A 25,558-nucleotide genomic window follows, 5' to 3' on the forward strand; every position below is an offset into this window, starting at 1 on the left:
AGACATCCCTGAGAAAACCCTGTCAGGGTCGGCTTGATAACTTTTTTCGCACCCGAACGTCGGCACATCTAGGCGAAACAGGTTGATCACGGTACGTTCCGCCATGTACCTAATAGGGGATTCCCCTCCGTTCCACCCCGAGGAGCGCTATGCGCCTGAGGTTACGACGCAGCCTGGTCCAGACCGCCGCCCTGGTCACGGCCCTCGCCCTCCCTCTCGCCCTCACCGCACCGGCGAGCGCGACCACCGCGACCACGTCCACGGACGTCACGGACGTCCTCGCCAACGTCTTCGCGACACAGATCAAGGGCAGCAACGTCAAGAAGCACCTGGACAAGTTCCAGCAGATCGCGACCGCCAACGGCGGCAACCGCGCCGCTGGCTCTCCCGGTTACGACGCCTCCCTCGCCTACGTGCAGGACAAGCTGCGCAAGGCCGGATACAAGACCTCCACGACCGACGTCGAGTTCCCGCTGGGCTGGGAGGAGGCGAGCCCCTCCGTCCTGCAGCAGACCGCTCCCGTGGCGAAGACCTACACCAACCCCACCGACTTCGTCACCGTCGTCTCCTCCAGCGGAGGCGACGTCACCGCGCAGGTGCAGGTCGTCGACGCCGTCATCCCGGTGCCGGCCACCCCGAACACCTCGACCGCGGGTTGCGAGGCCTCGGACTTCGCCGGGTTCGTTCCCGGGCGGATCGCGCTGCTCCAGCGCGGCACCTGCCCGTTCATCGACAAGGCCACCAACGCCAAGGCGGCCGGCGCGGCCGGTGTGATCTTCTTCAACGAGGGCCAGCCCGGCAGGACCGACCCGCTCCTCTTCGACATCCTCGAGTGGCGCTTCGGCTTCCCCATCGTGATGGCGAGCACGGCCGTCGGCCTTGACCTGGCCGCCAGCCCGAACACCACCGTCCGCCTCAAGGTCGACGCCGAGACCGAGGTCGGCCGTACCAAGAACCTGATCGCCGACTCCCGCTGGGGCAAGTCCGGCGAGATCGTCGCGGTCGGCGCCCACCTCGACAGCGTGCCCGAGGGCGCGGGCATCAACGACAACGGCTCCGGCAGCGCCGCCATTCTGGAGACCGCGCTGAAGCTGGCCTACGTGCCGACCAAGTACAAGGTGCGCTTCGCCTGGTGGGGCGCGGAAGAGCTCGGTCTGCTCGGCTCCGAGCAGTACGTCGAGGGCCTGTCCCAGGCGGAGAAGGACAAGATCAGGCTCTACCTGAACTTCGACATGATCGCCTCGCCCAACGACGTCACCTTCCTGTACGACGGTGACGACTCCGACGTCGAGGGCTCCCCGGCGGGACCGGCCGGCTCCGCACAGATCGAGAAGCGCCTTGAGGCGTTCTACACCAAGCGCAAGCTGCCGTTCCAGGGCACCGACTTCAACGGCCGCTCCGACTACGGCGCGTTCATCGCCAACGGCATCCCGGCCGGCGGCATCTTCACCGGCGCCGAAGGCATCAAGACCCCCGAGCAGGCCGCCAGGTTCGGCGGAACCGCAGGCGTCGCCTACGACCCCTGCTACCACGCCGCCTGCGACGGCATCAACAACATCAGCGCCGCCGCGCTCGACCGCAACTCCAAGGCCGTCGGCTACACCACCGCGTACTTCGCCTACGACCTGAAGGGCATTCCCGACCGCAACGCCGCGACCAAGGCACTCTCCAGGTCCGCGGCGACGACCACGGCGGACCACCACCACGGTGAGGTCGCCCGCTAGGGATTCGCTCCGCAAGCGCACCACCACGCTGTACGGCGCGCACCCGCCACGGGTGCGCGCCGCTCGGGGACCCCCCACACCCCTCAAACCCGAGGAGCATGATGCGCAATCTGTGGACCATGGGCATGGCGGCGATCCTGGCCATCCCGTTGGCGTTCACCGCACCATCGGCGTCGGCCGCCGTCCCACCGGACATCTCGCTGACCGCCGTGAAGGCACACCTCACGCAGCTCCAGTCCATCGCCACCGCCAACGGCGGCAACCGCGCCCACGGCCGCCCCGGCTACCTCGCCTCGGCGAACTACGTCAAGGGCCTGCTGGACGGCGCGGGATTCACCACCTCCCTGCAGTCCTTCACCTACAACGGCGCGACCGGATACAACGTCATCGCCGACTGGCCCGGCGGCGACCCGAACGACATCCTCATGGTCGGCGCCCACCTCGACAGCGTGACCGCCGGACCCGGCATCAACGACAACGGCTCCGGCAGCGCCGCCATCCTGGAGACCGCCCTTGAGGTCTCCCGCCAGTCGCTGGCACCCACCAAGCACCTCCGCTTCGCCTGGTGGGGCGCGGAAGAGCTGGGCCTGCGCGGCTCCCAGTACTACGTGAACAACCTCTCGGCCACCGAGCGCGCCAAGATCAAGGGCTACTACAACTTCGACATGGTCGGCTCGCCCAACGCCGGTTACTTCATCTACGACGGCGACAACTCCGACGGCGTCGGCTCGGGCCCCGGCCCGGCGGGTTCCGCGCAGCTGGAGGCGACGCTCCAGGCGTACTTCACCTCGATCGGCGTCGCCACCCGGGGCACCGACTTCGACGGCCGCTCCGACTACGGGCCCTTCATCGCCGTCGGCATCCCCGCGGGCGGCACCTTCACCGGCGCCGAGGGCACCAAGTCCAGCGCCCAGGCCACCCTCTGGGGCGGTACGGCGGGGCAGGCGTTCGACCCCTGCTACCACCGGGCGTGCGACACGACGTCCAACATCAGCGACACCGCGCTGAACCGCAACGCCGACGCCATCGCCTACGCGGTGTGGACGACCGCGACCGCCGTACCTCCGACGGTCGTCTGGCAGGACACCTTCGAGACCTCGACCGGCTGGACGACCAACCCCTCGGGGACCGACACCGCCACCTCGGGCCAGTGGGAGCGAGGCGTCCCGCAGGCCACCAACTCCAGCGGCGCCAAGCAGCTCGGCACCACCGTGAGCGGCACCAACGACCTGGTCACCGGGAGGCTCGCGGGCGCCGCGGCCGGCGACTACGACATCGACGGAGGCGTCACCAGCGTCCGCTCCCCGGCCGTCACCCTGCCGTCGACCGGGACGCTCAAGCTCGCCTTCTCCTGGTATCTCGCGCACGGTTCCAACTCCTCAAGCGCCGACTACCTGCGCGTGAAGGTCGTCGGCTCCACCACTACCCAGGTGTTCCAGCAGCTCGGCGCGGCCTCCAACCGCAACGGCGCCTGGGGCACGGCCGACGTCGACATCTCCGCCTTCGCGGGGCAGAGCGTCCGGATCCTGGTCGAGGCCGCCGACGCCTCGGGTGCCTCCCTGGTGGAGGCCGGGGTGGACGACGTCAAGGTGACCCGCCAGTGAGCGGGGCGGTGACCCTGCGGCAGTAGACGAGACCGGGTGCGGCCCGCGCCTTCCCCCTCCACGGGCCGTCCGGATCACCCCCGGACGGCCCGCCACGCGGGCCGCACCCCTCTCGGGTCTCCTGGACGGTCTCTCGTGCCCCTCGAACAAACCGACCTCGAACAAACCGACCTCGAACAAACCGACCTCGAACGAACCGACGACGGACGACCCGGCATCGAACGAACCGGCGTCCCACTGACGGGAAACCCCGCGTCCCCGGGCGAACCCCCGTCAGTCCTGATCGTCGAGCCGGGGTTTCTCGTGCGCGGTGCCCTTGAGCTCGTGAAAGCCCGGAGTCCCTGCCACGAGCAGCGTCCCGTCCCACAGACGGCCCGCATGCTCCCCTCGGGGAATCCGGGAGATCACGGGACCGAAGAACACAACGCGCCCGCCATGGGTGTCGGGGCCGGTGGCGGCGACCACCGGGGTGCCGACGTGCTCGCCGATCAGGCCGATGCCCTCCGCGTGTGAGGCACGCACCGCCTCGTCGTAGGCCGTCGACATCCCGGCCTCGGCCAGTTCCGGCGGCAGGCCGGCGGCGGCGAGGGAGTCGTGCAGGGCACCGGCCCAGTCCTGCCCGCGAGCGCGCCCGACGGTCCACATCGCGGTGTACAGCCTTCCGAGCGCCTCCTGCCCGTACTCCTGTCGTACGGCCGCGCAGACGCGCACGGGGACCCAGAGGTATCCCTCCGTGTCACCCTCGGGGTCCTCGTCGCGGCCCTCGTTGAGCACCGCCAGGCTCATCACGTGCCAGCGCACCTCGACCGGCCGCACCCTCTCCACCTCCACCAGCCATCGGGAGGTGATCCAGGTGTACGGGCAGGAGGGGTCGAACCAGAAGTCCGCGATCGTCTTGATCGTCATTTCCAGCCCTCCGATCGTCGTCCTCGGGCCATACCCGAATACTGTGCCACCTTCGCCGAACGGCGCTCCCGAGCCAACTCGACGCGCCCTCGCACCGTAAAAATATGAACCGGGTTTGCTTTTGAACCGAGTTCGTGTTTATGGTTGCCGCATGGCAGGACTGCGGGAGCGGAAGAAGGAACAGACCCAACGGCGAATCGCCGCGGTGGCGCTGCGGCTGTTCGCAGAGCGAGGGTTCGACGCGGTGACCGTCAACGAGATCGCCGAGGCCGCCGAGGTGGCGAAGGTGACGCTGTTCAAATACTTCCCGACCAAGGAGTCACTCGTCCTGCAGGGCGTGGGCCAGGAGGACCTGGCGGGGATCGTCGCCGCGCGGCCACCCGGGCGGTCGCCGCTGGAGGCGCTGCGGGAGCACTACCGCGGATTCGCCACCGGGCCGGCGGAGGCCGTGGACAGGGACACGCTGATCGTCCAGATGCGGGTGATCTTCGCCAGCCCCACGCTCAGCAGCGGCGTGAACGACCTGCTCCACAGTCAGCGTGAGGCGCTGGCGCGGGTGCTCGCCGAAGAACGCGACGAGCTGACGGCCGCCCTGATGGCCGCCCAGATCACCGCTTCCGTGCTGACACTTCAGGAGAGGTTCTTCCGCCACCTGGTCTCCGGCGCCTCGCTGGACGAGGCGGGCAGCCGCCTCTGCGGGGACGTCGAACTCGCCTTCGATCTGCTGGAACACGGTCTCGATCAACCGGGAGAGTAATGCGCGCAAAAGGAATCAACTACGACACCGGGTTCCTCCCCGGTGCGGACCTGACCCGCAAGGTCTTCGACCCGGAAACCGTCCGGCACGACATACACGTCATCGCCAACGAGCTGCACTGCGACGCCGTACGAATCTCCGGTGGTGATCCCGCGCGGCTGAGCGTCGCCGCCGAGCACGCCGCCGCGGCGGGACTTGAGATCTGGTTCGCCCCCTTCCCCGTCGATCTCCCGCCCGAGGAGATGCTCTCGACCTTCGCCGACTGCGCGGAGCGTGCCGAGACCGTACGACGCGGCGGGGCCGAGGTGGTGTTCGTGACCGGCTGCGAGATCAGCGCGTTCGGCCCCGGGTTCATCCCCGGCGCCACGTACCGCGACCGCATGCGGACGATGGACGAGGCCGACGTGGAGTGGTGGTCCTCGCTCGGCCCCGTCATGGAACGGCTCAGCGGCTTCCTGGCCGAGAGCGTGAAGGTTGTCAGGCCCCGCTTCGGCGGCCGGGTCACCTACGCGGCGGCCCCGTGGGAGTTCGTCGACTGGGAACCGTTCGACATCGTCGGCGCCGACGCCTACCGGGCCGCCTACAACGCGGAAACCTTCAGGGAGGAGCTGCGCGGGAAGTTCAAGCACGGCAAGCCGGTCGCGGTGACCGAGTTCGGCACCTGCGCCTGGCGGGGCGCGAGCGAACGCGGCGGCATGGCCTGGCTGCCGCCCGAGGGCGCCGTACGGGACGAGGGCGAGCAGGTGCGCTACTTCACCGAGCTGATGGACATCTTCGAGGAGGAGGGGGTGGACACCGCGCTCTGGTTCACCTTCGCGGGCTTCGGCCGCGTCGGAGACGCGGACATCGCCTCCTACGGCGCGGTCAGGATGCTCGACCGGGAGCGCTGGGCGCCGAAGGAGGTGTTCCACACGATGGCGGCCAGATACGCCCGCGGCCGGGCCGTCTGACAGGAGTCGCTTCGAAAGCCGAAGACCGGGGCCACGATCGACCCGCCTCTCCGCTAGCCTCGCGTAGGTTACGCACGCGCAGGCACGGAAGGTGCTCCAAGTGATCAGCTGGTTCGAAGCGGTGGTCCTCGGGCTGGTTCAGGGATTGACGGAGTTTCTGCCGATCTCCTCCAGTGCCCACATCAGGGTCGTGTCGGCGTTCTTCGGCTGGCCGGACCCGGGAGCCGCGTTCACCGCGGTCGTCCAGCTCGGCACCGAGGCCGCGGTGCTGATCTACTTCCGCAAGGAGATCTGGGAGATCATCGTCACCTGGACACGCTCCCTGTGGACGCCCGACCTGCGCGGCCACCACGCCGCCAGGATGGGCTGGTACGTCATCGTCGGCACCATCCCGATCGTGGTGCTCGGCCTGCTCTTCAAGGACTCCATCGAGGGGGCCTTCCGCGACCTGCGGCTGATCGGCACGACGCTGATCGTCTTCGGCCTGGTCCTGTGGTTCGCCGACCACACCGCCCGCAACAAGCTCACCCTGCAGTCGCACCTCAGCTTCCCCCACGCCCTGGTCTACGGCTTCGCCCAGTCGCTCGCCCTCATCCCCGGCGTGTCGCGTTCCGGCGGCACGATCAGCGCCGGACTGCTGCTCGGCTACCGCCGCGAGGAGGCCGCGAAGTACTCCTTCCTGCTCGCCATCCCCGCCGTACTGGGCGCGGGCCTGCTGGAGCTGTTCAAGATCGGTGATGGCGAGTCGCCCGATTGGGGTCCCACGATCCTGTCCACCGTGATCTCGTTCATCGTGGGCTATCTGGCGGTCTCGTGGTTCCTGAAGTACATCAGCACCCACCGCTTCACCGGCTTCGTGATCTACAGGATCGCCCTCGGGGTCGTCATCATCGCCCTGGTGAGCTTCGGGATCCTCGACCCCTCGGCCTAGAGGCCCCGAAGGCGGCCCCGCGAGATCGCCTTCGGGGTCCCCTTGGCCTGCGGCTCGCTAGCACTCGCTGTCGGCGACGACCCAGTGACCGGGACCTGTCTGCTTGAGGCCGTGCGTGACGAGGACGTTCCACAGACCCATCGCGTCGTTGGACCCGTTGGCGTAGGTGTAGCCGCCTGATTGGTAGGCACGCCCCGCGACGGTGTGGGCGTAGTTGCTCGCCCTCACGCAGGTCTGGGGCACCGTCGGGGTCGGGGTCGGCGTGACGGTCGGGGTGGGGGGCGGCGTACCGCCACCCGTCAGGCCGAAGAACTGCGCGTCGTGATAGGCCGAGCAGACGGTGTCCAGGAAGTACGCCGCCGCGCTGCCGCACTGGTCGGCGCCGCTGCCGGGATCGATCGGCAGGCCGTGCCCCATGCCCGGGATCTCGTACAGGCGCACCGCGTCACTCCCGTACACCTTCAGGGAGGTACCGCCGGTGAGACTCCGCGTGGAGGTGGGGCTCTGCGAGACACCCCGCACGTTCGTCCACTGGTCGCGCAGCTGGGCGGCGTTCGCCGGGACGACGGTGTAGTCGGAGGACCCCTGCCAGATCGCGACGCGCGGGTACGGCCCCGAGTACCCCGCGTGGGCGTTGCGCACCAGGTCACCCCACTGTTGCGGGGTCTTGCCGACCGGACCGTACTGGCAGGTGGATGCCTGGATCAGGCTGGCGGCGCATCGGTAGGCGAGCCCCGCCCCGATCGAGCCGCCCGCGAAGACGTCCGGGTACGTGGCGAGCATCACCGCCGACATCGCGCCCCCCGCCGACAGCCCACTGACGTAGACGCGCGCCGGATCGGTCCCGTAGTTGGAGACCGCGTAGGCGACCATCGCGCGAATCGAGGCGGCCTCGCCCTGGCCCCGGGTGGTGTCACCGGTCTCGAACCAGTTGAAGCAACTTGACGCGTTGTTCGCGCTGCCGGTCTGCGGCAGTACGAGGGTGAATCCCGACTGGTCCGCGTACTTGCGCCATCCCGAGTTGGCGAAGTAGCCGCTCGCGTTCTGCGTGCAGCCGTGCAGCAGCACCACCAACGGGCGTCCGGCGGTCGACCCGTCGGGACGGTAGCTGAACATGGTGAGATTTCCAGGGTTGCTCCCGAACGAGCCGACCTGGACGAGCGACGCGGCCCGCGCGGGAGCCGTCGTCGCGGTCGCCGCGCCGAGTGACACGAGCAGCCCGAGCGACAGGGTGAGAAGGATGCGGAGAAGTCCCGCTGGAAAGGATGCGGCCATGACATGCTCCTTCGTGGCCTTGTGACCTGTGTCACCGGCCCTCACCAGCGCACGTTAAAACCGCCGTAACCCATTTGACATGTTCCCGAGACACACTCTTCGTCTCCGTGTTATGGAGCACGGCCTGCGGGCGAGGGCTTCCTCTCACCGCATCTCACGACGTCCCCGGTCCCGGACCGCCGACCTCCCGGCTCCAGAACTCTCCGAACTCCGGGACTTATCCGAACCCCGGGACCCAGGGACTTCAGGGCTTCGGGACTTCGGGACTCCCCGGGTTCCGGGTTGCGGGTGATCGGAGCGTCTGATCCGGTGGCGGACTCGGGGAGACTGGACGGGTGCGTTCCGACTGGTCCGGCCTGCCCGTACGCCACGCCCTGCCCGAGTTGCTCGCGGCGCTGGACGGGCGGGGCGTCGCCGTGCTCACCGCTCCTCCGGGCACAGGGAAGACCACGCTCGTCCCGCTCGCGCTCGCCGGGCTCCTCGACGGCTCGGAGCCGAAGCGGGTGATCGTGGCCGAGCCGAGGCGGATGGCGGTGCGGGCGGCGGCGAAGCGGATGGCGTGGCTGCTGGAGTCCGAGGTGGGTGCGGAGGTCGGGTTCTCGATACGCGGCGAGCGCAGAGCCGGTCCGAGGACGGTCGTCGAGGTCGTCACCACCGGAGTCCTGTTGCAGCGACTCCAGCGCGACCCCGACCTCGAAGGCGTGGACACGGTCCTGCTCGACGAGTGCCACGAGCGCCACCTGGACGCCGACACCGCGCTGGCGTTCCTCCTCGACGTCCGCGCCACACTCCGCCCCGACCTGCGGATCGTCGCCACCTCCGCCACCGCCGACGCCGCCCCCTGGGCACGCCTCCTCGGATCTCCCGGCACTCTCCCGCTTCCCGACATCGACGGATTCTCCTCATCCGCCGCCCCAGGCGCCCCCGGCACTTCCGGCGATCCCGGCACTTCCGACGATCCCGGCACTTCCGACGCCTCCGGCGATCCCGGCGATCCCGGCGATCCCGGCGATCCCGCGCCGATCGTGCACGCCTCCGGAACCATGCACCCGGTCACGCCCGTCTGGGCACCGCCCACCGGGACCGTCGCACCGCCCCACGGCATGCGGGTGGACCCGGCGTTCCTCGCCCACGTCGCGGCCGTCGTACGGCGCGCTCTGGCAGAGCACGAGGGGGACGTGCTCTGCTTCCTGCCTGGCGTCGGCGAGATCGGCCGGGTGGCCGCGATGCTCCCCGGCATCGACGTCCTCCAGGTGCACGGCCAGGCCCCGGTCCGGGTCCAGGACGCGGTCCTGTCCCCGGGGGACGGCAGAAGGGTGGTGCTCGCCACCTCGGTCGCCGAGTCCAGCCTCACCGTGCCGGGCGTGCGGATCGTGGTCGACTCCGGCCTGGCGAGGGAGCCCCGCACCGACCACGCCCGCGGTCTCGGTTCGCTCACCACCGTCCGCGCCTCCAGAGCCTCGGCCACCCAGCGGGCGGGGCGGGCGGGCCGCGAGGCGCCCGGCGTGGTCTATCGGTGCTGGTCGCGGGCCGAGCACGACCGGCTGCCCGAGCACGCGCGACCCGAGATCGCGCTCGCCGACCTGACCGGCTTCGCCCTCCAGGTCGCCTGCTGGGGCGACCCCACGGCCATCGGCCTCGCCCTGCTCGACCCGCCACCACCCGCCGCGATGGACGCCGCCCGCCGCACCCTGTACGCCCTGGGCGCGCTGGACTCCCCCGCCACCCCGCGGACACCGGGCACCCCTCCTGCCGGCCGGGTGACCGACCGGGGACGGCGGATGGCCGGGGTCGGGGTCCACCCGCGCCTGGCACGCGCCCTGATCGACGCGGGGACGGACACGGGGGCGGACATCGACGCCGGTCCCCGGGCCGCCGAGGTGGTGGCGCTGCTGTCGGAGCAGTTGCCCCGGGACGCGGGCGACGACCTGGTGGCGATCTGGCGCTCCGCGCGCCAGGGCGGTGACGGCTTCTCCGCCCGGTGGCGTCAGGAGGCGAGGCGCCTGGCCCGAGCCGTACCCGCCACCGACCGGCACCGGGGGCGGAAACCCGCCGACGCCGGTGCCACCCGGCCGGGAAAAGGTGATGCCGCGGGAAAACCCGCGAGAAGCGGCGGCACCAGGGCGGCCCGCGCCGACAGCGCCACATCCCCAAGCGCCACATCCAAAGGCGCCACATCCACGGGCGCTACGTTCACGGGCGTTCCGACGGCCGGGGGCGACGACGCCGTGGCCGGGATCGTCGTGGCGCTCGCCTACCCGGAGCGGGTGGCGCGGCGGCGCGGCGGGTCGTACCTGATGGCCTCGGGAACGGCCGCCGAACTGCCGCGCGGGTCACGGCTGGGGACGGCGGAGTGGCTCGCGGTAGCGGTCGCGGACCGGCCCGCCGGAGCGGCGTCGGCGAGGATCAGGCAGGCGGTGGTGATCGACGAGGAGATCGCCAGGCTCGCCGCGGCCTCCCTGTACGGCTCCGGCGAGGAGATCACCTGGCATGTGCCGCCGGGAGAGCGGCGCGGAGACGTGTCGGCGCGCCGGGTGGAACGGCTGGGCGCGATCGAGCTGTCCAGCGGCGCGCTCCGCGGCGCGGACGTGCGGCCCGCCGTCCTGGAGGGCCTGCGCTCCGAGGGCCTGTCGATCCTGCGCTGGACCCCCGAGGCCGTGGCCCTGCGCGAACGGCTCGCCTTCTGCCGCCGTACGCTCGGCGACCCCTGGCCCGCGACGGACGACGACGCGCTGATCGAGGCGGCCGATCGTTGGCTGGAGCCCGAGCTGTCGCGGGCCCGCCGCCGGTCCGACCTGGAGCGCCTCGACGTGGTCTCCGCCCTGCACCGCCTGGTCCCGTGGAACGCCCGGCTGGCGGAGACGGCCCCCGAACGGGTCGAGGTGCCGAGCGGGTCGCGGATCAGGATCGACTACTCGGGCGAGCAGCCGGTGCTCGCGGCCAAGCTGCAGGAGTTGTTCGGCTGGACCGAGACCCCGCGCGTCGCGGGAGTCCCGCTCGTGATCCACCTGCTCTCCCCCGCGGGCCGCCCGGCCGCCGTCACCGCCGACCTCGCCTCGTTCTGGCGCGAGGGCTACCGCGCGGTCCGCGCCGAGCTTCGCGGGCGCTACCCCAGGCACCCCTGGCCCGACGATCCCCTGTCGGCCGTCGCCACCCGCCGTACCAACCCCCGACGCTGACCTCGGGAACCCGGATACACCGGGCGAAATAACGCCGACGAGCCGGACAAGTCATCTGATTGAGATGTGGGACGCTTCCCCTTACCCATTCGCCGGACCACACTCGGTGCATGTCGTGGGTGGGAAGTTCCGCAGTGGAGATCGCGGATGCCGTGCGACGGGGGAAGGTCACGGCACCCGTGGTGGTCGCCGAACACCTCGAAGCCATCGCCGAGCGTGACGGGCGCCTCGGGGCGTTCCGCGTGGTCCTCACCGAACGGGCGCTGGCCGAGGCACGGGTCCTGCAGGAGCGGGAGGACCTCGCCGGGCTGCCGCTCGCCGGGGTGCCGATCGCGGTCAAGGACAACGTCGCGGTCGGGGGTGAGACGTCACGCAACGGTTCCGCGGCGACACCCGACGTGGCCGCGGACGAGGATCACCCCGTGGTCGCCAGGCTCAGGGCGGCGGGCGCGGTGGTCGTCGGCATCACCAACGTGCCCGAGCTGTGCCTGGCCGGGGTCTCCGACAGCGTGTACGGCGTCACGCGCAACCCGTGGGACCCGGGGCGCACCCCCGGCGGCTCCTCGGGAGGGAGCGCGGCAGCCGTGGCCGCGGGGATGGTCCCGCTCGCCCACGGCGCCGACGGGCTGGGCTCGCTGCGCATCCCGGCCGCCTGCTGCGGCCTGGTCTCGATCAAGCCTGGTCAGGGGGTGGTCCCACCGCCCGAGCACGACTGGTACCGGATGTCGGAGAACGGGCCGATGGCCACGACCGTCGCCGACCTCGCCCTCGCCCTCGCCGTCATGGCGGGTGACATGTCGCTGGCGACGCCCGATGAGAGCGAGGCCCTCGGCGTGGGCCGCGCCATCGACGACTACCCGGGCGGGCTCACCCTGTCGGATCCGCCACGGCTGCGGATAGCGGTCGCGCCGATGCCGCTGCCGCCGGGTTTCTCGGTGGACGCCGAGTTCCAGCGGGCGGTGACCGAGACGGCGGAGGTCCTGGGCGCGGCGGGGCACACCGTGGTGGACCACACCGAGCGGATGTCCCTGCGGGTCGCCGCCGCCGCCGTGGCCACCTGGTTCGCGTGCGCCGCCGGCGACGTCGAAGGGCTCGACCCGCGCGGGCTGGAGCGGCGCACCCGGTCCCTGGCGAGGGTCGGCCGACTGCTCGCCAGGGTCGGGGCGGACGGGGCGACGGGCCGCGACCGCTGGCGCGCCTACGGGGCGGACCAGTGGTTCGGCAACGCCGACGTGCTCGTCACCCCGACACTCGCCGCCGTACCGCCGCCCGCCGAGCGCTGGGGCCGCCGAGGGCTCCTCGCCAACGCCCGCGTCAACCTGACGTACGCGCCCGCCACGGCGGCGTGGAACATGGCCGGTTGGCCCGCCATGAGCGTCCCGTACGGCAGGCACTCCACCGGCACGCCGATCGGTGTCCAGCTCGTCGCGGCCCCCGGCGGCGAGGCGCAGCTCCTCGCCCTGGCCGGGCAGCTTGAGACCGCCCGGCCGTGGACCCGCCACGCCCCGCTCACCTGACGGCCGCGCGGATTCAGACTCCGGTGGGGTGCCAGACCGTCTTGGTCTCCAGGAAGGCCGTGAGGCGCCTGGTGCCGGGATCGGCGGACCAGTCGGTCGCGGCGGGGCGGAAGACGCGCTTGAGGTTCTCCGCCGCCGCCTCCTCGCACGCGACCGCGAGGCTCTCGTCGGCGACCCCGGTGAGGTCGAGGGCGTTCACGTCCATGTGCGCGGCCAGCCAGGGGGCGATCTCGGCGACCGAGCCGGTGAGAATGTTCACCACCCCGCCGGGCAGGTCCGAGGTGGCCAGCACCTCGGCCAGGGTGATCGAGGGCAGCGGGGCACGTTCGCTCGCGATCACGACGCAGGTGTTGCCCGTGACGATCACCGGGGCGATCACCGAGACGAGCCCCAGCAGCGGCTCGTCGGGGGCGACCACCGCGACCACGCCGGTCGGCTCGGGCGAGGAGACGTTGAAGTAGGGCCCCGCGACCGGGTTGGATGACCCGGCTATCGCGGCGATCTTGTCGGACCATCCCGCGTACCAGACCAGCCGGTCGACGGCCGCGTCCACGACCTCCCCGGCCTTCTTCGTCCCGGTCTCCGCCAGCTCGGCGACGAACTGGGCCCGACGGCCCTCCAGCATCTCGGCGACGCGGTAGAGGATCTGCCCCCGGTTGTACGCCGTCGCGCCCGACCAACCGCCGAACGCCTTGCGCGCGGCCGTCACCGCGTCGCGGGCGTCCTTGCGCGAGGCCTTGGACGCGTTGGCGAGGAAGTCGCCCCTTGAGGAGGCCACGGCGTAGGACCTTCCGCTCTCGGAGCGCGGGAACGCCCCGCCGATGTACAGCTTGTACGTCTTGCGCACGGCGAGCCGTGCGGGCCCGCCCTCGCCCGCACGGGAGGAAACCGTGCGCTCTCCCGCGGCGTCACCCGCGCGCTCCTCCGCGGCGTCCCCCGCCCGCTTGCCCGCCCGTGCCCGGCTCGGCCTCTCCGCCTTACTCATTTCCCAGCCCTCTCCACGTGCTCTCCTGCTGTGCCAGCCGGGCCGGCACGAAGATCTGACCGCAGCGGCTCACACCGCACCGGTGGGCGAACCAGCCACGCGGCTCCGGCCGTCCCGCGCGGGCGAAGCCGTGGCCCCGGGTGCCCTGGGCACGTCGGCGGCGACGCCTGCCCCGGTGATGCTCACACATCGAGATACGCCTCCAGCCCGTGCCGGCCACCCTCGCGTCCGTACCCGGACTCCTTGTAGCCGCCGAACGGCGAGGTGGGGTCGAAGCGGTTGAAGGTGTTGGACCAGACGACGCCGGCGCGCAGCCTGCTCGCCATCCACAGGATGCGCGAGCCCTTCTCCGTCCACACCCCCGCCGACAGGCCGAACGGGGTGTTGTTCGCCTTCTCCACCGCCTCCGCCGGGGTGCGGAAGGTCAGCACGGACAGAACGGGGCCGAAGACCTCCTCGCGGGCGATCCGGTGCGACTGCGCGACACCGGTGAAGATGGTCGGCGGGAACCAGAAGCCCTTGTCGGGCAGCGAGCAGGCCGGGGACCAGCGTTCCGCGCCCTCCGCCTCCCCGAGGTCGGACAGCTCGCGGATCTTGGCGAGCTGGGCCGCGGAGTTGATCGCGCCGATGTCGGTGTTCTTGTCCAGCGGGTCGCCCAGCCGCAGGGTGCCCAGCCGCCGCTTCAGCGCGTCGAGCAGCTCCGTCTCGATCGACTCCTGCACCAGCAGGCGGGAGCCCGCGCAGCAGACGTGGCCCTGGTTGAAGAAGATCCCGTTCACGATGCCCTCGACGGCCTGGTCGAGCGCGGCGTCCTCGAACACGATGTTCGCGGCCTTGCCTCCGAGCTCCAGCGTGACCTTCTTGCCGGTGCCCGCGACCGACCTCGCGATCTGACGGCCGACCTCGGTGGAGCCGGTGAAGGCCACCTTGTCGACGTCGGGATGGTTCACCAGGGCGGCGCCGGTCTCGCCCGCGCCGGTCACGATGTTGACCACGCCGGGCGGCAGGTCGGCCTGCGCGCAGATCTCCGCGAACAGCAGCGCGGTCAGCGGGGTGGTCTCCGCGGGCTTGAGGACGACGGTGTTGCCGCAGGCCAGCGCGGGGGCGATCTTCCACGCGAGCATGAGCAGCGGGAAGTTCCACGGGATGACCTGGCCGGCCACCCCGAGCGGGCGCGGGCCGGGACCGTACCCGGCGTAGTCGAGCTTGTCGGCCCAGCCCGCGTAGTAGAAGAAGTGGGCCGCGACGAGGGGCAGGTCCACGTCGCGGGACTCGCGGATCGGCTTGCCGTTGTCCAACGACTCCAGCACGGCCAGCTCGCGCGAGCGCTCCTGGATGATCCGCGCGATCCTGAACAGATACTTGGCCCGCTCGGAGCCGGGCATCGCCGACCAGACGCCGAACGCCTTGCGTGCGGCCTGGACCGCCCGGTCGACATCGGCCTCCGTGGCCCAGGCGACCTCCGCGAGGACCTCCTCGGAGGCCGGGTTGACGGTCTTGTTGCGGTTCTCGCCCTGGGAGTCGACCCACTCGCCGCCGATGAACAGGCCGTAGGACGGCCTGATGTCGACGACGCCACGCGACTCGGGCGCCGGTGCGTACTCAAACATGTGAACGCCTTAGTCGAGGGTGAAGTAGTCGGGACCCGCGTATCTGCCGGTGGTCATCTTCTGGCGCTGCATCAACAGGTCGTTGAGGACGCTGGAGGCGCCGAGCCGGAACCAGTCGGGGCTGAGCCAGCCGTCGCCGACGGTCTCGTTGACCAGGACGAGCATCTTGATCGCGTCCTTGGTGGTCTTGATGCCACCCGCGGGCTTCACCCCGACCTTGCGGCCGGTCACGGCCAGGAAGTCGCGGACCGCCTCCAGCATGATCAGCGTCACGGGGAGGGTCGCGGCGGGCTGGACCTTTCCCGTGGAGGTCTTGATGAAGTCGCCCCCGGCCAGCATGGCCAGCCAGGACGCGCGGCGCACGTTGTCGTACGTGGACAGCTCGCCGGTCTCCAGGATCACCTTCAGGTGGGCGGTGCCGCACGCGGCCTTGATCGCGACGATCTCCTCGAAGACCTTGAGGTAGTCGCCCGCGAGGAACGCGCCCCGGTCGATGACCATGTCGATCTCGTCGGCGCCGGCCGCCACCGCGAGGGTGGTGTCGGCGATCTTGACGTCGAGCGAGGAGCGCCCGCTGGGGAAGGCGGTCGCGACGCTGGCCACCTTGACGCCGGAGCCCTTCAGCGCCGCCACGGCCCCGGCGACCATGTCGGGATAGACGCACACCGCGGCCACCTTGGGCACGGAGGGGTCGGCCGGGTCGGGGTGGACGGCCTTGGCGCACATCGCGCGGACCTTACCCGGGGTGTCGGCCCCCTCCAGGGTCGTCAGGTCCACCATGCCGATGGCGAGGTCGATGGCCTGGGCCTTGGCGGTGGTCTTGATGGATCGGGTGCCGAGCATCGCGGCCCGCTGGTCGGCGCCCACGCGGTCGATGCCGGGCAGGCCGTGCAGGAAGCTTCGCAGCGTGACGTTGGACGTTGCCACGTCGTTGAGCGAGGTCGTCATAGTTGACACCTCTCCAGCATGCCTACTGGTGTGATTACTTCCAAACTGGACCCTGCCCAGCAGCCTTGTCGGTTTTCGTCAACTTCCGCCGACCGCCACGGGACACTGGAGATCGAGGACAGTCCACGAGGCGCGCGCTTCGTCCTCCGGTTGCCGCTGCTCCAGCCTGGCGTCACAGATTGAACCCTTCCGGTCACAGCACTAGGTAGTACCGGCACGGCCGGGGCCCCATCTAGGTAGTGCCGCGGCGAGAGGTGCCCGGGAGATAGGACATCCTCCCGATGTGGGACCGGGGGCCTTAGGACGAATCTTGAGTCTGTAAGGAAAGCGCGCCGCGAGGCGCCACACCAGGAAGGAACCCTCATGGGTCCCGAGTTCCACCTTGAGATGATCGCCCATCGGACCACCGAGCTCCGCGAGGAGGCCGACGACTACCGCCGCGCCCGCGAGGCGCAGGAGGACAGGAAGGCCCACTCCTCGGAGAAGCGCCGCGGGGGCCTCTTCAGCAAGATCATTCCGGCATGACCCCGTCCCGAGAGCCCGGCCGCTCCCACTCGCCCGGCCGGGCCTCCCTGCCTCCCTGACTTCCCGATTTCACCGAGCGAAAAATGAGGAGATCGCACCTTTAAGGCATGACATGCTGGCAGACATGGTGGGTCGGGCGGTGAGCCCCGTCTTCGTGGGGCGGGAGAGGGAACTCGCGGACCTGACCGAGGCGTTCGAGCAGGCCCGGAAGGGCGCGGCGGTGACCGTACTGCTCGGCGGCGAGGCGGGTGTCGGCAAGTCACGCCTGATCGGGTGTTTCGCGGAGCGGGCCACGGTCGACGGCGCCCACGTGCTCAACGGGGGCTGCGTGGAGCTGTCGACCGAGGGCCTCGCCTACGCACCGTTCACCGCGGCGATCCGCCAGTTCGTCCGCGAGTGCGGCGTCGAGAAGGTCGCGGCCCTGCTTCCCGAGGGAGGGGCACGCGACCTGGCCAGATTGCTCCCCGAGTTCGGTGAGCCGAGCGGCGACACCGAGAGCGACACCGCCCGCGCACGCCTCTTCGAACAGATCCTCACCCTGCTGGAACGGCTCGCGGAGCGCCACCCGGTCATCCTCCTCATCGAGGACGTCCACTGGGCCGACAGCTCCAGCCGCGACCTGATCGCCTTCCTCAGCCGGAACCTGCGCACCGCTCCCGTGCTGATGGTCCTCACCTACCGCTCCGACGAGCTCCACCGCCAGCACCCGCTCAGGCCGGTGCTCGCCGAACTCAGCCGGCTGGACGGGGTCCTCCGGCTGGACCTGCCCCGGCTCACCCAGTCGGAGGTGGCCGCCCAGATGGCCGGCATCCTCGGTACCGCACCCGAGTTCGCCCAGGTCGACAGGGTCTTCCAGCGCAGCGAGGGCATCCCGCTGTTCGTCGAGGCGCTGATGGAGTGCGGCGGCACCTGCACCTTTCCCGACTCCCTGCACGACCTGATCATCGGCTCCGTGGAGCGGCTCCCCGAGGAGACGCAGCGGGTGCTGCGCGTCGCCGCCGCCGGCGGCATCCGGGTGAGCCACGCCCTGCTCGTCGCGGTCAGCGAGCTGTCGGACGTCGAACTCGACGACGCGCTGCGCACCGCGATCGCGGCCAACGTGCTGCAGGTCGCCGACGGCCGCGCCTACGTCTTCCGGCACGCGCTGATCCGCGAGGCCGTACACGACGAGCTCCTGCCCGGCGAGCACGTACGGCTGCACGCCCGCTTCGCCGAGGAGATCGGCAGGGACCGCACGCTGGTGCCTCCCGGCCGGGCCGCCATCGAGATCGCCCACCACTGGCACGCCGCCCGCGACGACCTCTGGGCCCTCATCTCCGCATGGGAGGCGGCGGGCAAGGCCGCCAACACCTTCGCCTACAAGGAGATGATGCAGCTGCTGGAGCGGGTGCTGACGCTGTGGGGCAAGGTTCCCGACGCCGCCGAGCGCATCGGCGTGGACCACACCACCGTCCTGGAGCACGCCGCCGAGGCCGCGAGCGCGTGCGGAGAGGCCGACCGGGGCGGCAAGTTCGTCAAGGCCGCGCTGAACGAGCTCGACGAACGAACCGAGCCCGCGAGGGTGGCGAATCTGGTCGTCCGCAGATCACAGTTCAGGAAGGCCAAGCGGCGCCCCGGCGTGCTCGACGATCTTCGCTACGCCGAGCGGCTCGTCCCGAAACCGGGGCTGGAACGCGCCGAGGTGCTGTCCAAGCTGGGCTCGTACCTCATATTCAGCGGCGAGCTGGAGGAGGGGACGGCGCACACCGAGGAGGCGCTGCGGATCGCGCGTGAGCACGGCGAGGAGACCCTGGAGGCGGAGCTGCTGCTCAACCTCGCGCTGGGCCACTCGATCGCGGGGCGCCTCGACGTCACGATCGAACTCAACGAGACCGCGAAGGCGATCGGCGAGCGCGTCGAGTCCGGCCGCAGCGTCCTGCGCGCCATCGCCAACAACGTGGACGCGCTGAACAACATGGGCCGCTCCACCGAGGCGATCGAGCTCGCGCTCGAAGGGGAGCGGCTCGCGAGGAAGTACGGCCGCCACCGTGACCAGGGCACGTTCATCGCCAACAACCGGGCCGAGGCGCTGGAGGCGCTGGGCAGGTTCGACGAGGCCGCCCAGCTCGTCGAGCAGCTCCTCGGCGCGGACCCCACCCTGCGTACCCGCCACCACCTGCGGCGGATCCGCGGGGACGTGGCGATCGCCCGCGGCGAGACGGACGTGCTCAGAGCCGTCCTGGACGAGGTGAGCGCCTTCGGCAACGCCCCCGAGGAGTTCATGCAGGAGCTCACGGCCAACGCCCGGCTCATGATCGGCCTGCACCTGCTCAGCGGGGAGCCGCTGGCCGCGCTGGAGGTCGCCGAGCGGATCACCCTTGAGGCGCAGATCACCAGCAAGCCCATGCTGGGCTGGCGGGTGCTCGGCCTGCTCGGAGGGGTCTGCGAGACGGCCGAGGCGCTCGCGCCGGAACGGGTGGCGGCGCTGCACGCCCACGTCGAGAAGGCGAGGGAGGCGATGACCGTGGACAGTCCCGTCGCCGAGGCCTACCGGCTCGGTCTTCTCCGCGACCACGACGCCGCGGCCGCCGCCTGGGAACGGCTGGGACGTCCCTTCCTCCGGGCGAAGTCGCTGCTCCTCGGAGGGCGGACGACGGCCGGCGCCGGTGACCGCGACGGTGCCGCGTCCCGGCTGCGCGTGGCCCACCCGATCGCCGTCGCGCTCTCCGCCCGGCCGCTCGCCACCGAGATCGAGGCGCTCGCCCAGCGGATCGGGATCTCCCTCACCGAGCAGGCCGGAGACACCGGGCGGGTCAGAGGCTCCGAGCCGCCGCTCACCCCGCGCGAGCTGGAGGTGCTCCGGCTGGTCGCCCAGGGGAGGTCCAACCGCGAGGTCGCCACCGAGCTGTTCATCTCGGCGAAGACCGTGAGCGTCCATGTCTCCAACATCCTCGGCAAGCTGGGTGTCTCCACCCGTGGCGAGGCGGCCGCGGCCGCCCACCGCCTCGCCCTGATCGGCTGACCCCTCACCCGCCGCCTCTGACTCTTCACCCATAGCCTCGCCCCGATCCCCCTGCTCCACCACCGCCGAGCACACGCGACCGTACGGGCCCCGATCAGGTGAACAGCGGTTCGAGCAGCAGGATCACGCCGAAGACGGCGAAGGCCGCGGCGGCGCCGTACCGGATGATCTTCTCCGGGAGGTGCTTGCCGAGCATCCGGCCGACCACGATGGCGAGAGCGTCCGCGGCGACCATGCCCACCGTCGAGCCGATCCAGGTGCCGAACCAGCCGTACTGGGTGGCGAGGGTGATGGTCGCGAGCATCGTCTTGTCCCCCAACTCGGCGAGGAAGAAGGCGACGGTCACGGCGATGATCGCCGACCGGGTGGTGCGCTGCGCCTTCTGCGACTCCTCGTCGGTCAGCTCGTCCCCGCGCAGCGTCCACAACGCGAAGCCCAGGAAGGCGATGCCCGCGATGATCGTGATCGCCGTGGTGGGGAGAAAGTCGCCGACCAGCCCGCCCAGTGCGACGCTGAACAGGTGGACCACCGCGGTGGCCAGGGTGATTCCGGCGAGGACCGGCCACGGCTTGAACCGGGTGGCGAAGGTCATCGCCATGAGCTGACTCTTGTCGCCGAGTTCGGCGACGAAGATCACAGCAAGACTGATCCAGAACGCTTCCAACGAAGGTGCCCTTCCCGCGTACGCAGCCGGGCGGAAGGGGATGCCCGGGGAGTTTCGGGCACGTCTTCGGCCCGGCGGCATCCAGTTAATGCCTGCCAGGCCGAAGGTCTCGTCCGCCACGAAGCCGAGCCGAACCGGCCGGATCCGAGGCCCGCGCGACCGGGCGCCTCAGGCGCCAGCATGTCGATCACGCGATTGGGACTACTCCCCTTCGGGTCTTTCTAGTCAGACCATAGCAGCAGAAATCAGATGCCCATTCCCACCTCAGAGGGCCACGAGATCCGGGAGAACCCGAGAACGGCTCTGGGAACCTCAGCGGGATTTCGGGAACCGCGCCGAGAACCTGACAGAAGCTCAGGAGACTCCGAAGAGCCTCAGGGGGCGGAACTCGGGATCCCGGAGAGCCTCAGAGCCGGGTGCCGACCATCACGGGCTCGTTGACCAGGGTGACGCCGAACTTCTCCAGGACGCCGTCCCTCACCTCCCGGGCGAGGTCGAGGAGTTCCTCCGTCGAGGCCGTCAGCTCCGGATTCGTCATGGCAAGGGTGTGCTTGGTGGAGATGCGGGCCGGGCCGCGCTGGTAGCCCTTCGGGAACCCGGCGTTCTCGATCAACCACGCCGCCGGGACCTTGACCGCCCCGTCCGGCATGTCCCAGCGGGGAAACCCCGGCACCCGCGACTCAAGCTCGGCGGCCTGCGCCGCGGCGAGGACCGGGTTGGTGAAGAACGACCCCGCGCTGCGGGTGTCGGGGTCGGCGGCGTCCAGGACCATGCCCTTGCCCGCGCGCAGCTCCAGCACCGCCGCCCGAGCCTGGGCGAGCGGCACCCGCTCGCCCAGGGCGACGCCGAGCCGGGAGGCCAGCTCCCGGTAGGCGACCGGGCCGGACAGCGCGTCCCCGACCAGCTCGTAGGTGACCGCGAGCACGACGTATCGCCCCAGGTCATCCTTGAACGCGCTGTGCCGGTAGGCGAACCCGCACTCCCGCGCGGTCAGGTCCCGCACCTCGCGGGCCCGGCGGTCGTAGACGCGGACGGCGGTGATCGTCTGGGAGACGTCCTGCCCGTAGGCTCCGACGTTCTGGATCGGCGTGGACCCGACCAGCCCGGGGATGCCGGAAAGGCACTCCACACCCGACCGGCCCTCCCCCACCGCGCGCTCGACCAGGGCGTCCCAGTCCTCGCCCGCCTGCGCGGTGACCAAGTCCCCCTCGATCTCGACCCCCCGGGAGGCGACGCGCACGACCAGGCCGTCGAAGCCCGCGTCGGAGACGACCAGATTGCTGCCGCCCCCCAGCACGAGCACCGGCTCGCCCGCCCGGTCGGCCGCCGCCACCAGCTCGACGATCTCCTCGGGCGACCCCGCCTCCACGAACGCCCTGGCCGGTCCCCCCAGCCCCAGCGTCGTGTACGGCGCCAGCCGCACCCCCGCCACCCGCTCCGTCATGCGCTTCCCCACCCGCCACCCGGCCGAAATCCGCGACCAGCCTACGGGGAGCGCAGCAGCTTCAGCACCCGGTCATAGGTCCGGCGGGACTCCCTGTCGCGATATTCGGGGTCCGCGCCGTCTTCGCGGCGGTGCCGCTCCTGACGGACCGGAAGATCCTTTCCCAGGGCGACGAGCGTACCGGGCAGCCTGAGTGAGAACTCCAGGTCGGCGTTGCGGTAGTAGCGGGCGTCGGCGGGGAAACCTCCGGCGGCGAGCGCGGTGTCACGCCTGATCGCGAACAGGTGACCGAGCAGCCCCCGGACCTCGCCCGGCTCGGCCTCCAGCCACTCCTTGTCGTCCTCGCGAGGGTTCACGCCCTTCCACCCGGCCGCGGTCACATCGTCGTCCAGCGCCTTGACCAGCGGGGTGACGGCGTCGCCCTCCAGGATCACGGAGGTGTCCATCACGACGTGCACGTCCGAGGTGTCGAGACGCAACAGCTTGTCCCGGCTCTCACCCCATCCCGCGGAGCCTCCCCTCCAGTGCGGCGACTCGGCCACGTGCCAGGACTCCACCCTGCGGGGAAACTCCTCCGCCAGCTCCCCCAGGACCTCTCCCGCGCCGTCCAGGTTTCCCAGGTCGAGGGCGAGAATCCTCGCCTCCGTACGGGCGACCAGGGCGCGTACGCACTCGCGCAGCTCGTCGGGGTGGCCGTCGACGAGCAGCGCGACGGTCACCGTCGGCCGCGCCTCCTGCGGCTCCTCGGCGTTGGCCGGCGGAGCGATCGACTCGTCGAGCCGGGAGATCGACAGGCTGGCGTCCCACAGCAGCTGGGAGGAGACCATCCGCTCGGGATGGCCGCCGAGATCGTCGGTCCGGCCGACCAGTTCCGCCCCCTCGGGCCTCTGCTGGGGCGCCGCCTCGGTCTCGGCGATCCGCTCGGCGTCCAGGTCGCCGAGCCGGCCGGGGTGGTGTCCGGGATCGGCGGCCTCGGCGACCCGCCTCGGATCCGCGGAGTCTTCCCGCCCCGCGGCGTCCTTGACGTCCTCGGCGTCCCCGGCATCTCCGGCGCTACCCCGTCCCTCGGTCGTGGCGGCGTCCGGCTCCCCGGCCGAACCGTCCCGAGCCGCCCCTTCGGGCAGGGAACCCACCGTGGGCCACACCTCGAAGGAGGGAGAGGGGATGAGCTCGAAGCCGTCGGCGGTGTCCCGGACGAGCCAGCCCTCGCTTCTGATCTCGTCACGGAGCGCGTCGGCGGTGGCGTGGTCCCGCTCGGCTCGCGCCTTGGCCCGCCGCTCGGCGAGGCCGGTCACGTTAGGAGGTACTTCGCTCATGCTGGGGAGCTACCCCGCGACAGCAAGAAGATTCGGCCCCTGCCCAGGAGCATGCCGTGAACCACGGACCGAACCGTCACGAGCCGAACCGTCACGAGCCGAACCGTCACGAGCCGATGAGCCGCGTCCCGAACCGGCGCGGACCGCATCCGGTGAATCCCGGGCGGAGCCGCGCCGTGCCGTATGAGACCGGCCATGCCATGCAGGGCGAGACCGGCGCCCGTGACGGGGCGCCTACGACAGCTGGACCACCGCGCGGGCCTTGGAAAGGACCCGGGAGCCGTTGGACTTCGCGGTCAGGGCGACCACCACGCGCTTGTCCTCAAGTTTCTCCTCGATGAGCCCGCTCACCGTGATGACGGCACCCTGCTCGTCGTCGGGGACGACCACCATCGAGGAGAAGCGCACCCCGTAGTCGACGACCGCGCCGGGGTCGCCCGCCCAGTCGGTGACGAACCGGCCGCCCTGCGCCATGGTGAACATGCCGTGCGCGATGACGTCGGGGAGCCCGACGGTCTTGGCGAAGCGCTCGTTCCAGTGGATGGGGTTGAAGTCGCCCGAGGCCCCGGCGTACATCACCAGGCTGGCGCGGCGCACCGTGTATTCGGCGGGCGGGATCTGCTGCCCCGCCTCGACCTCGTCGTACTTGACCGTCGCGGCCATGTCAGCCCGCCCCTCCACGCTCGACGATGGTGTTGTAGGTCGTGCACACGGGCTCACCGTCGACGGTGCTGACGTCGCTCTTGACGGTGATCAGCTCGTTGCGGCCGACGCTGCGGATGTCGGTCACGGTGGAGACGCTCACCAGCTCGTCCCCGGCGTGGATCGGCCGCCGGTACTCGAAGCGCTGCTCGCCGTGGACCACCATGGCGAGGTTCAGGCCGAGCTCGGGGTCGGTCAGGATCGTCCCTCCGACCAGGCTGAACACGATGGGGAAGGTCGGCGGCGCGATCACGTCGGGGTGCCCGGCGGCCTGGGCCGCCTCCCTGTCCCGGTAGATCGGGTTGTCGTCCCCGATCGCCGTCGCGAACTCTTTGATCTTCACGCGACTGACCTCGTACGGCGAGGAGGGCGCGGACGCCCGCCCGACGAAGTCACGGTTCAGAGCCATCGTGCTCCTTTGCGGATACCGAACTGCTGGGGCCAACACCGGCGGGTTGCCGCGATGAGACCGGTCCGGAGACCGGAGTGGAACCGAGACACTAACAGAACAAGATTCCAAAGCATGCCCTCGGGGGCCGCCTGGACCCCGGGTGACCACCTGGAAGTGTGCCACCGGCAAACCTAGCCCGGCTCGCCCTCCCGCCGTCTCTCTTCCGTGGTCAACGCCCGTGCGAGAAAACTGTACGGATACGACAAACCGGCGCCTCGTTGGAGGACGCCGGTTTTCGTGGAGTGTGTGCGTGCCGATGAAGCACTCATCTCCCGCCTACGGCGGAAGGCTTCGCGCAGACTAGCGAGTCTCGCGGTGCGCCTGGTGCGTCTTGCAGTTGGGGCAGTACTTCTTCAGCTCAAGCCGATCCGGGTCGTTACGCCGGTTCTTCCGCGTGATGTAGTTGCGGTGCTTGCACTCCTGGCAGGCCAGCGTGATCTTCGGCCTAACGTCGGTGGCAGCCACTTGGGAGTGCCTTTCTACGTTCTGGACAGTGGACAACCCACGACAGGACTTCTCTGGTGGGAGAAGCCCCTGTGGGTAGTAGCGGAGGCCGGACTTGAACCGGCGACACAACGATTATGAGCCGTTTGCTCTGCCTGGCTGAGCTACTCCGCCTTGAGGCCGACGAAATCGACCGACCCCGCAAGGATACCCGACCCGCAGAGTGCCTGCGTACTTGTGCAGGTCAGGGCGATCTCTTCTGGGTTGCCCCAGTATGCCCGCTCGCGTGTCAGGAACCTTGAGTGTTTTCTGGCTCGCCTTTGCGCCTGCTTTAAGGCCAACCAAGCCGAAAGCCCTAACCGGAAGGTTAGGGCCTTTAGGCTGTTGAGCCCCTTTACGGAATCGAACCGTAGACCTTCTCCTTACCATGGAGACGCTCTGCCGACTGAGCTAAAGGGGCCTGTCCGTGTCGCTCTCGCTTGCGGACAGGTGTAACCATACACGGCTCCGCAGCGGGATGCGAAATCAATAGAGGTCCGTCCGGACCACCACACGCTCCCCGCGACGAACCCCGCCCGACCTTCGGCCCACCCCCTCGAATCCCGCCCGGGAACCCGGGGAAACG

Annotated in this window: 20 protein-coding genes and 2 tRNA genes; 9 read left to right on the forward strand and 13 right to left on the reverse strand. The window is 70.6% G+C overall.

Features of this window, described 5'->3' with window-relative positions:
* Positions 1–149: 149 nt before the first annotated feature.
* Together ACIBH4_RS10535 and ACIBH4_RS10540 are read left to right on the forward strand one after the other, a co-directional pair.
* Positions 150–1,724 (forward strand): M28 family metallopeptidase, encoded by a 1,575-nt coding sequence (locus ACIBH4_RS10535; protein WP_362503741.1) that lies wholly within the window; start codon positions 150–152, stop codon positions 1,722–1,724.
* A 98-nt stretch (positions 1,725–1,822) separates the two neighbouring features.
* Positions 1,823–3,328 carry a M28 family peptidase gene (locus ACIBH4_RS10540; RefSeq protein ID WP_399171851.1) on the forward strand — a complete coding sequence of 502 codons (1,506 nt, stop codon included), beginning with the start codon at positions 1,823–1,825 and terminating at the stop codon, positions 3,326–3,328.
* A 273-nt stretch (positions 3,329–3,601) separates the two neighbouring features.
* Here ACIBH4_RS10540 and ACIBH4_RS10545 read toward each other — a convergent pair whose 3' ends face one another.
* Positions 3,602–4,234, reverse strand: coding sequence for a disulfide bond formation protein DsbA (locus ACIBH4_RS10545; protein ID WP_362503747.1), 633 nt, complete (start codon positions 4,232–4,234; stop codon positions 3,602–3,604).
* A gap of 151 nt (positions 4,235–4,385) precedes the next feature.
* On the opposite strand from ACIBH4_RS10545, the gene ACIBH4_RS10550 reads away from it, so the two are divergent.
* The 3 genes from ACIBH4_RS10550 to ACIBH4_RS10560 all read left to right on the forward strand — a co-directional run bounded on the left by ACIBH4_RS10550 (position 4,386) and on the right by ACIBH4_RS10560 (position 6,872).
* A complete protein-coding gene (locus ACIBH4_RS10550; RefSeq protein ID WP_362503750.1) occupies positions 4,386–4,991 on the forward strand; it encodes a TetR family transcriptional regulator in 606 nt (201 codons plus the stop codon).
* Positions 4,991–5,941 (forward strand): hypothetical protein, encoded by a 951-nt coding sequence (locus ACIBH4_RS10555; protein WP_362503753.1) that lies wholly within the window; start codon positions 4,991–4,993, stop codon positions 5,939–5,941. The genes ACIBH4_RS10550 and ACIBH4_RS10555 overlap by 1 nt, the downstream gene beginning before the upstream one ends.
* Positions 5,942–6,041: 100 nt before the next feature.
* Positions 6,042–6,872, forward strand: a complete 831-nt coding sequence (locus ACIBH4_RS10560; protein WP_362764935.1) for an undecaprenyl-diphosphate phosphatase — start codon at positions 6,042–6,044, stop codon at positions 6,870–6,872.
* 57 nt (positions 6,873–6,929) lie between these two features.
* On the opposite strand, the gene ACIBH4_RS10565 is transcribed toward ACIBH4_RS10560, so the two are convergent.
* Positions 6,930–8,147: a PHB depolymerase family esterase gene (locus ACIBH4_RS10565; RefSeq protein ID WP_362503759.1), complete on the reverse strand. Its 1,218-nt coding sequence runs from the start codon at positions 8,145–8,147 to the stop codon at positions 6,930–6,932.
* Between the two features lie 335 nt (positions 8,148–8,482).
* Between ACIBH4_RS10565 and ACIBH4_RS10570 the strand changes: the two genes are divergently transcribed.
* Both ACIBH4_RS10570 and ACIBH4_RS10575 read left to right on the forward strand, forming a co-directional pair.
* On the forward strand, positions 8,483–11,326 hold the full coding sequence (locus ACIBH4_RS10570) for an ATP-dependent helicase C-terminal domain-containing protein (protein ID WP_362764932.1): 2,844 nt from the start codon (positions 8,483–8,485) through the stop codon (positions 11,324–11,326).
* 110 nt (positions 11,327–11,436) lie between these two features.
* Complete coding sequence (locus tag ACIBH4_RS10575) at positions 11,437–12,843, forward strand: amidase (RefSeq protein ID WP_362503764.1); 1,407 nt, start codon at positions 11,437–11,439, stop codon at positions 12,841–12,843.
* A gap of 13 nt (positions 12,844–12,856) precedes the next feature.
* Here ACIBH4_RS10575 and ACIBH4_RS10580 read toward each other — a convergent pair whose 3' ends face one another.
* The 3 genes from ACIBH4_RS10580 to deoC all read right to left on the reverse strand — a co-directional run bounded on the left by ACIBH4_RS10580 (position 12,857) and on the right by deoC (position 16,386).
* Complete coding sequence (locus ACIBH4_RS10580) at positions 12,857–13,828, reverse strand: aldehyde dehydrogenase family protein (RefSeq protein ID WP_362503767.1); 972 nt, start codon at positions 13,826–13,828, stop codon at positions 12,857–12,859.
* A 182-nt stretch (positions 13,829–14,010) separates the two neighbouring features.
* A complete protein-coding gene (locus ACIBH4_RS10585; protein ID WP_350942885.1) occupies positions 14,011–15,438 on the reverse strand; it encodes an aldehyde dehydrogenase family protein in 1,428 nt (475 codons plus the stop codon).
* Positions 15,439–15,447: 9 nt separating this feature from the next.
* The gene (gene deoC, locus ACIBH4_RS10590) at positions 15,448–16,386 is read right to left on the reverse strand and encodes a deoxyribose-phosphate aldolase (RefSeq protein ID WP_362503771.1); all 939 of its coding nucleotides are present in this window, start codon (positions 16,384–16,386) and stop codon (positions 15,448–15,450) included.
* A gap of 363 nt (positions 16,387–16,749) precedes the next feature.
* Here deoC and ACIBH4_RS10595 point away from each other — a divergent pair, with 363 nt between their 5' ends.
* Together ACIBH4_RS10595 and ACIBH4_RS10600 are read left to right on the forward strand one after the other, a co-directional pair.
* Entirely contained in the window at positions 16,750–16,911 is a 162-nt protein-coding gene (locus ACIBH4_RS10595; RefSeq protein ID WP_362503774.1) for a hypothetical protein, read from the forward strand.
* Positions 16,912–17,023: 112 nt separating this feature from the next.
* Positions 17,024–19,912 carry an AAA family ATPase gene (locus tag ACIBH4_RS10600; RefSeq protein WP_362503776.1) on the forward strand — a complete coding sequence of 963 codons (2,889 nt, stop codon included), beginning with the start codon at positions 17,024–17,026 and terminating at the stop codon, positions 19,910–19,912.
* Positions 19,913–20,006: 94 nt separating this feature from the next.
* On the opposite strand, the gene ACIBH4_RS10605 is transcribed toward ACIBH4_RS10600, so the two are convergent.
* The 8 genes from ACIBH4_RS10605 to ACIBH4_RS10640 all read right to left on the reverse strand — a co-directional run bounded on the left by ACIBH4_RS10605 (position 20,007) and on the right by ACIBH4_RS10640 (position 25,393).
* Entirely contained in the window at positions 20,007–20,576 is a 570-nt protein-coding gene (locus tag ACIBH4_RS10605) for a TMEM165/GDT1 family protein (RefSeq protein WP_362503779.1), read from the reverse strand.
* 406 nt (positions 20,577–20,982) lie between these two features.
* The gene (locus ACIBH4_RS10610; protein WP_362764927.1) at positions 20,983–22,020 is read right to left on the reverse strand and encodes a UDP-N-acetylmuramate dehydrogenase; all 1,038 of its coding nucleotides are present in this window, start codon (positions 22,018–22,020) and stop codon (positions 20,983–20,985) included.
* 41 nt (positions 22,021–22,061) lie between these two features.
* Positions 22,062–23,336 (reverse strand): glycosyltransferase family A protein, encoded by a 1,275-nt coding sequence (locus ACIBH4_RS10615; RefSeq protein ID WP_362764924.1) that lies wholly within the window; start codon positions 23,334–23,336, stop codon positions 22,062–22,064.
* 234 nt (positions 23,337–23,570) lie between these two features.
* Positions 23,571–23,999, reverse strand: coding sequence for a MaoC family dehydratase (locus ACIBH4_RS10620; RefSeq protein ID WP_362764963.1), 429 nt, complete (start codon positions 23,997–23,999; stop codon positions 23,571–23,573).
* 1 nt (position 24,000) lies between these two features.
* A complete protein-coding gene (locus ACIBH4_RS10625; RefSeq protein ID WP_350942876.1) occupies positions 24,001–24,447 on the reverse strand; it encodes a MaoC family dehydratase N-terminal domain-containing protein in 447 nt (148 codons plus the stop codon).
* Positions 24,448–24,789: 342 nt separating this feature from the next.
* The gene (rpmG, locus tag ACIBH4_RS10630; RefSeq protein ID WP_030921771.1) at positions 24,790–24,954 is read right to left on the reverse strand and encodes a 50S ribosomal protein L33; all 165 of its coding nucleotides are present in this window, start codon (positions 24,952–24,954) and stop codon (positions 24,790–24,792) included.
* Positions 24,955–25,033: 79 nt separating this feature from the next.
* A tRNA-Met gene (locus ACIBH4_RS10635) sits at positions 25,034–25,107 on the reverse strand.
* Positions 25,108–25,320: 213 nt separating this feature from the next.
* Positions 25,321–25,393, reverse strand: a tRNA-Thr gene (locus tag ACIBH4_RS10640).
* Between the last annotated feature and the right edge of the window lie 165 nt (positions 25,394–25,558).

The sequence above is a fragment of the Streptosporangium sp. NPDC050284 genome (assembly GCF_044459525.1).
Taxonomy (GTDB): Bacteria; Actinomycetota; Actinomycetes; order Streptosporangiales; family Streptosporangiaceae; genus Streptosporangium.

Bases quoted from the DNA above. Each gene is read 5' to 3' on its own strand.
- ACIBH4_RS10595 (WP_362503774.1), top strand. From the start codon at position 16,750: ATGGGTCCCGAGTTCCACCTTGAGATGATCGCCCATCGGACCACCGAG.
- ACIBH4_RS10625 (WP_350942876.1), bottom strand. From the start codon at position 24,447: ATGGCTCTGAACCGTGACTTCGTCGGGCGGGCGTCCGCGCCCTCCTCG.
- ACIBH4_RS10550 (WP_362503750.1), top strand. From the start codon at position 4,386: ATGGCAGGACTGCGGGAGCGGAAGAAGGAACAGACCCAACGGCGAATC.
- ACIBH4_RS10575 (WP_362503764.1), top strand. From the start codon at position 11,437: ATGTCGTGGGTGGGAAGTTCCGCAGTGGAGATCGCGGATGCCGTGCGA.
- ACIBH4_RS10545 (WP_362503747.1), bottom strand. From the start codon at position 4,234: ATGACGATCAAGACGATCGCGGACTTCTGGTTCGACCCCTCCTGCCCG.
- ACIBH4_RS10555 (WP_362503753.1), top strand. From the start codon at position 4,991: ATGCGCGCAAAAGGAATCAACTACGACACCGGGTTCCTCCCCGGTGCG.
- ACIBH4_RS10620 (WP_362764963.1), bottom strand. From the start codon at position 23,999: ATGGCCGCGACGGTCAAGTACGACGAGGTCGAGGCGGGGCAGCAGATC.
- ACIBH4_RS10610 (WP_362764927.1), bottom strand. From the start codon at position 22,020: ATGACGGAGCGGGTGGCGGGGGTGCGGCTGGCGCCGTACACGACGCTG.
- deoC (WP_362503771.1), bottom strand. From the start codon at position 16,386: ATGACGACCTCGCTCAACGACGTGGCAACGTCCAACGTCACGCTGCGA.
- ACIBH4_RS10600 (WP_362503776.1), top strand. From the start codon at position 17,024: ATGCTGGCAGACATGGTGGGTCGGGCGGTGAGCCCCGTCTTCGTGGGG.
- ACIBH4_RS10615 (WP_362764924.1), bottom strand. From the start codon at position 23,336: ATGAGCGAAGTACCTCCTAACGTGACCGGCCTCGCCGAGCGGCGGGCC.
- ACIBH4_RS10540 (WP_399171851.1), top strand. From the start codon at position 1,823: ATGATGCGCAATCTGTGGACCATGGGCATGGCGGCGATCCTGGCCATC.
- ACIBH4_RS10535 (WP_362503741.1), top strand. From the start codon at position 150: ATGCGCCTGAGGTTACGACGCAGCCTGGTCCAGACCGCCGCCCTGGTC.
- ACIBH4_RS10585 (WP_350942885.1), bottom strand. From the start codon at position 15,438: ATGTTTGAGTACGCACCGGCGCCCGAGTCGCGTGGCGTCGTCGACATC.
- ACIBH4_RS10580 (WP_362503767.1), bottom strand. From the start codon at position 13,828: ATGAGTAAGGCGGAGAGGCCGAGCCGGGCACGGGCGGGCAAGCGGGCG.
- ACIBH4_RS10565 (WP_362503759.1), bottom strand. From the start codon at position 8,147: ATGGCCGCATCCTTTCCAGCGGGACTTCTCCGCATCCTTCTCACCCTG.